Raw genomic sequence first — 6,003 nt, 5'->3', positions numbered from 1 at the left:
TTGGCTCATAAGTTCATTGTACTTCATCAAAGCGCATTCCTCCCGACACCGACCCTACGGGTACAGTGCGGGGCTCCTGCGATTTCTAGCTGAAGATGCCAATGTTTCTTGAGGTTGGGTCCTTTTAAGACACCTCGACCCAACCTTTCGAGACCCCTCGGGATTGTTCGGTCAATTGCTGGCAGGAGTGGGGCGATCCACCACCGGAGCACCAAGGGAGTCGCCGCTATCGCAACCGCTCAAAAATAGGGCCAGCACCAGAAAGCAAACAAGCTGAGGGGCGCATAGTTTCCCATCTTAACAAGCTCAACTGCCTGTCCAGATTACCCCAGAGCCATTCCTCATCATCCTGAAGATTTCCTAAGGGACGGTGGGGATGGCCAGGGATCCCTCCAGAGCCAAGCGATCGCTGACGATAAGACGCCGACTCTCCAGCGTGATGCCGGTTTGGTTAACCAACATCACAGAAATCCACTCAGAACGGGGTTCTTGCGGAGCATCTGCCTGTAGGAAGATCCCTCCGGCCTGTAGAGGTTCGAGAGCAAACGAGGTCACCTCTGGGTAGCCCGCCCCGGCAACGGGTTGTTCGGCAACGGCGCCCAACAGCAAAGAGTGGGTGAGAGGCTCTGCCACAATCGCCTGCAGCGAATAGGTGGATCCCGGTTTGACCACCTCCGGCAGGTTCAAGGTGACGGTGGGAGGGGCAGATCCAGAGGTGAGGGTGCTGGCCTCCCGCAGCACTTCTTGGTCAATCAACAGCAGTTGTCCGGGATTGGCTGGATCCGGGCGATAGCGATTGCGCACCAGGGCAGAGGCTTCTACCTGAAAGTCCCCCCGCACCGAGGATTGGGATCCCTCTACTTGGCTGAGAATATCCGCAACAATCTCAGGGCCCACCTGCCGCCAGGAGAGGATCTGGGCCGAATAGGTGAGCTTGGGATGAGAGCTCCACAGCTTGCGGATGGCACCTTCCACCTCTTCCCGGTCCAGCCCATCTCGGTGGCGGAAGTCGGGGCTGTAGCCGGCCATCACCCCTGGCAAATCCCGCCGGTTGGCGGCGGCCACCTGCTGGCTTAGCCACTCCACCAGGGCGGCTGGCGGTGGGCTGGAAACTTGCCGCTGGATCCCACTTTCTAGGGGCATCGGGGCAGCTTGGGCCCAAGCCGAGGACTCCGTCCGGCTGACGTGACCGGCTGTCAATCCAAGGGGGACGCTCCAGCTCACGGCCAGAGCAAGGGGCCAAAGCAGTTGCGGAAAGTTAGATCGGGATTTCAAGCCATGGGCCTCCAGCCGGCAAATCTGGATCCCAGTCTAGCCTTAGGGCAGTTGGGATCCCAAAGTCCAGACCAGATAAGATCGATTGGAATAAGCTTTGGCTCATAGCGCCTGTTCTCCATGGCTCCCCAGCACTCTCCAGCTTTCTTGGCCCTGGTCAACGAGGCCAAAAGCCGCATCCAAGAACTGACAGTCGAGCAGGTCAGGCAAAAACAACTGCAAGGGGATCCCTTCTATTTTGTGGATGTGCGGGAAGAGTCGGAGTGGCAAGCCGGCCACGCTGCCGGAGCCATCCACTTGAGCAAAGGGATCATTGAGCGGGACATCGAGAGGGTGATCCCCGACAAAGAAGCGGAGATCGTCCTGTACTGCGGCGGCGGGTTTCGTTCGGCGTTGGCAGCCGATAATCTACAGAAAATGGGCTATCGTCGGGTGATCTCGATGGATGGGGGCATGCGGGCTTGGCGGGAAGCGGGTTTTCCTGAGGAGCGCTAGAGCTGGCGGATTTCTTCCCTCACCCATAGGAAGAGGGAGGTATTGGCTGCTATCTGGCTGCTATCTGAAATGGCCGACCACTGAAGGCGGGAAGTGGGGGCGGCCCAACCTTGTTTAGAATGGCGATAGCCTGGCCGTTTAGCTTTACCCCTCTGCCATGCTCCAAACCCTGCCCCGCCTGGATGTTGCTGCCCGTTTGCAGCAGTTGCGCCAGCTTCTGCGAGAACAAGATCTGGATGGCTTTTGGGTTCCCTCTGCTGATGAGCATCTCAATGAGTATTTGCCGGAACATCGCAAGCGGCGTCAGTGGATCACAGGCTTTACCGGCTCGGTGGGGGATGCCTTGATCACCCGGGACAGGGCTTGGCTGTGGGTAGATCCCCGCTATCACGAACAGGCGGAGCGGGAGGTGGATCCCAATCTATTGACAGTGATCAAAGGAGGTCTGCCGAATCAGCCCAGCCTGATGGAGATTGTGGAAGAGCTGGGATCTGGCTTTCGCCTGGGGGTGGATCCCTTTACGGTGGCGGTGGCCACCTATCGCCAGTTGCAGGCCCATGCCCAAGCGGGAGGGGTGCTCTTGATCCCGGTCATGGAAAACTTGGTGGATAAGCTGGCTCAGGGATCCGCTCCTGTCGCTCCCTTTGACCGGCCCATTGACTCGGTACCCACCCACCTAAGCGGGGCCACCCCTGCAGAAAAGCTGGCCCAAGTCCGGCAGGAGATGCGCCGCAAGCGGGTGGGACTGTTGCCCCTGACCAAATTGGATCAGGTGGCCTGGCTGTTTAACCTGCGGGGATCCGACATCCCCTACAACCCGGTGTTTTGGGCCTATGCTTTGGTCAGCCCAGATAGAGCGGCTCTATTCACGGATCTGGAGCGGCTCAGCCCCCCATCTCGGCAACTTCTGGCAGAAGCCGGGGTGGAACTCTGGCCTTATGAGACCTACAACGAACAACTGCCCCAATGGGCCAAGAGCTACGCGCCGGTGGGCTTGGATCCCAAGCAGACCACCCAGGGCACTCAAGAGCTGCTGCAGGATGCGAGCTGCCGCGAGCTGGAGCACCCAGTAGAAGCCCTCAAGGCCGTGAAAAACCCCACCGAGCTGGAACAGATGCGCCTGGCCAACCGCAAAGCCAGCCGGGCCAAGATCCGTACCCTGGCCTGGATCGACCGGCAAATCCAACAGGGGATCCCCATCAGCGAAGCCGATGTGGCCGCCATCATGGAGGCCCATTACCGGGAGGAAGGGGAGTGGGTGGGCCTGAGCTTTAACACCATTGCCGGCGCCGGCGCCAACAGCTCCATCATCCACTACAGCACTCCGGATCCCCAAAAGCTGCTGCAGCCGGGCGAACTGTTTTTGTTGGACTCCGGATCCCACTACTTGGGGGGCACCACCGACGATACCCGCACCGTTTGGATTGGCCCGCAACCCGCGGATCCCTTGTGCAAGCGGCGCTATACCGAGGTGCTCAAGGCCCACATTCAATGCGCCCGCCAGATCTTCCCCCCCGACACCTATGGAGTCTCGTTGGATGGGATCGCCCGCTCTACCCTTTGGCAGGCCGGGCTGGACTATGGCCATGGCACCGGCCACGGTGTCGGCGCCTTTTTGAATGTCCACGAGGGGCCCAACGGGATCCACCGCCGCGCCAGCACCCCTCTCAAAGTGGGCATGATCAACAGCATCGAGCCGGGCTACTACCAGCCGGGATGGGGTGGGATCCGCCTGGAGAACCTCTACGAGGTGATTGCGATTCCCGAGCCCGAGGGCTGGATGGGCTTTCGCTCCCTAACTTGGATCCCTTTTGATGGGCGCTTAATCGATTGGGAACTGTTGAACGAGGCGCAGCGAGCCTGGCTGGACGAGTATCACCGGCAGGTTTACGCCATGCACCACGCCACCTTGCCAGAACAGGATGCCGCCTGGTTACGACGCGCCTGCGGACTGAGCTGATGTACTCGCAAAAGCGTTGCGCCCTGGCAAAGAGCGCAGGAAGGATCCCTGCAGTTGACCACATGCGGCATTGCCATCCAAGCCACGGGTTTGGCGCACAGTGGCCCGCACTTGGTGCTGTTCGAGCTGGCGGACGAACTCTCTGACCCGTGTCGGGTGGGGGCGTTGATAGTCGGCTCCAGAGATAGGGTTGTAAGGGATCAGGTTCACGTGCAGTTGCACCCCTGACCGGCTGGCCTGCTGCAGCAATTGCGCCAGTTGGCGGGCATGAATGGGCAGGTCGTTGACCCCCGATAGCAGGGTATATTCAAAACTGACTCGCCGCCCGGTGCGCAGCATGTAGTCGCGGCAATCCTGGATCAGAGCATCCAGAGGGTAGTGGGCTGCCGAGGGGATCAACTGCTGCCGCAGATTTTGATTGGGAGCATGCAAGCTGACGGCCAGGGTGATTTGCAGATCCTGCTGCGCCAGCCAGGCAATTTGCCGGGGTACCCCCACCGTCGAGAGGGTGATGTGCCGTTGGCCGATGCCGATATCTCGATTCAGGCTACGGATGGCTTGCACCACCGTATCGCGGTTGAGCAGAGGTTCCCCCATGCCCATAAAGACCACGTGGCTGACGCGACGGCCAAAATCTTCCTGCACCGTCAACACCTGATCCAAAATCTCGTGCAGCTCTAGGTTGCGTCGGTAGCCCATCTTGCCGGTGGCACAGAAATCGCAGGCCATAGGGCAGCCCACCTGAGAAGAGACGCAGACCGTCAGACGCTTGGCCGTTGGGATCCCTACCGTTTCGATCAACTGCCCATCCGCCAACCCCAGCAGAAACTTCACAGTACCATCGCGGGCCTCTGTCCGCTGCACAATGCGCGAGCGTCCCACTGGGTAGCTTTGCACCGCCTCTCGCCAAGCCCTAGGAAACACCGTCACCTGTTCCAGGGAGCGGATCCCTTTTTGGTAGATCCAAGCATGCAGTTGTTGCCCGCGATAGGCCGGCTGTCCTTGGGCAACTGCCCAGTCTTTCAGAGCAGACAAGGACTGCCCCAGCAGCGGAATGGGTAGGGCCGACATCAATACCACCTTAGACGAGATCTCAAGAGGCACAGGAGTCCGGCTCCTCTACTCTAGCCTGTCCCTGCAACCCAATCCCCTTCAAGAACTCCGTCCGAGTGGCGCGAACGGCCTCGTCGCCACAGGGTTGCGGTTCCCCTGCCCATGGCAACAACTCCGCCAGAGACAGGGCGGGTGACGGTAAGCAACAATGCTCTCTTAAATCCCTTAAATTCCCTTAAATCAAGTTGCCCAAGGGCTTTTCCACCCCGCACTCAAGTACAGGGCTACCAAGCTATTCCCTGGTGTAGTTTTGTAGAGTGTGTTATGGAGTGCGCCATCGGGACGGAGTCCCTGACAGTTGGACAAAGTCTGCAGGATCAGGAGCGCTCGATCTGAATCTTCTCGATTTCAATCCATTGAATCCATCTGAACCTATGTCTGTTTCCCCACAACTGGCTCAACTGGCCACCTGGATGGCAGGGCACTTCAACAACCTACAACAGGCGATTGCAGAGCCCGTCTGGTTTGCCAACATTCATGTGTACCAATGCCCCTTGCCTTGGTCGGTGTTGCAGGGGGTGGGGTTTTACGTGGAGCAACTGTACGACATTTATCCTGAGCAGCCTTACCGACAGCGGGTGATCCACCTCTTCGATACTCCAGATGGGATCCGGATTCAAAACTATGCTCTGACAGCTCCTGACTCCTACAGGTGCGCCGGTCGGGAGTTGTTGCTAAGCAACGCTTACGCGAAGGGGAAATTGGCCGGTCTGACAGCAGCGGAGTTGGAACTCTTGCCCGGCTGTGTCACCCAGGTGGAATGGACGGGATCCTGCTATCGGGGCCGCAGCCTGCCCGGCAAAGGCTGTATTGTTGAACGCAAAGGCAGAACCACCTATTTGTACAGCGAGTTTGAGATCGGAGCCGACTACTTTCACAGCTTGGATCAAGGTCGGGATCCGGAGACCGATCAAGTGATCTGGGGATCCCTATCCGGGCCTTTTCGGTTTGTCAAAAAGCAAGATTTTTCCCAGTACCTACCGCAGTGGGCTGAAGTGCTGAACCATGAGGCTGTTGGAGCAACTGGTTGAGCAGCTGCGGGCGCTGGGGATCCCGTTCGCGTCGTCAGCTAGAAATCGCAGGAGCCCCGCACTGTACCCGTAGGGTCAGTGTCGGGAGGAATGCGGAAGTTACGATAGAACCATGACCCAAGTCCTGAC

Annotated in this window: 5 protein-coding genes; 3 read left to right on the top strand and 2 right to left on the bottom strand. The window is 59.0% G+C overall.

Features of this window, described 5'->3' with window-relative positions; all coding sequences use genetic code 11:
* Positions 1-360 precede the first annotated feature (360 nt).
* On the bottom strand, positions 361-1,275 hold the full coding sequence (locus ACVWZG_RS13740; RefSeq protein WP_457407491.1) for a hypothetical protein: 915 nt from the start codon (positions 1,273-1,275) through the stop codon (positions 361-363).
* A 120-nt stretch (positions 1,276-1,395) separates the two neighbouring features.
* On the opposite strand from ACVWZG_RS13740, the gene ACVWZG_RS13735 reads away from it, so the two are divergent.
* The gene (locus ACVWZG_RS13735; protein ID WP_011432658.1) at positions 1,396-1,770 is read left to right on the top strand and encodes a rhodanese-like domain-containing protein; all 375 of its coding nucleotides are present in this window, start codon (positions 1,396-1,398) and stop codon (positions 1,768-1,770) included.
* A 157-nt stretch (positions 1,771-1,927) separates the two neighbouring features.
* Entirely contained in the window at positions 1,928-3,730 is a 1,803-nt protein-coding gene (locus tag ACVWZG_RS13730; protein ID WP_457407493.1) for an aminopeptidase P family protein, read from the top strand.
* On the opposite strand, the gene rlmN is transcribed toward ACVWZG_RS13730, so the two are convergent.
* Positions 3,704-4,801, bottom strand: coding sequence for a 23S rRNA (adenine(2503)-C(2))-methyltransferase RlmN (gene rlmN / locus ACVWZG_RS13725; protein WP_457392412.1), 1,098 nt, complete (start codon positions 4,799-4,801; stop codon positions 3,704-3,706). The two genes, ACVWZG_RS13730 and rlmN, sit on opposite strands and share 27 nt — an antisense overlap.
* Positions 4,802-5,217: 416 nt before the next feature.
* Between rlmN and ACVWZG_RS13720 the strand changes: the two genes are divergently transcribed.
* Positions 5,218-5,874 carry a chromophore lyase CpcT/CpeT gene (locus tag ACVWZG_RS13720; protein WP_011432661.1) on the top strand — a complete coding sequence of 219 codons (657 nt, stop codon included), beginning with the start codon at positions 5,218-5,220 and terminating at the stop codon, positions 5,872-5,874.
* The last annotated feature ends 129 nt before the right edge of the window (positions 5,875-6,003 follow it).

The sequence above is a fragment of the Thermostichus sp. OS-CIW-33 genome (genome assembly GCF_054059615.1).
Note: the sequence above shows the minus strand (reverse complement) of the source record. Positions and strands in the feature narration are given on the sequence as shown.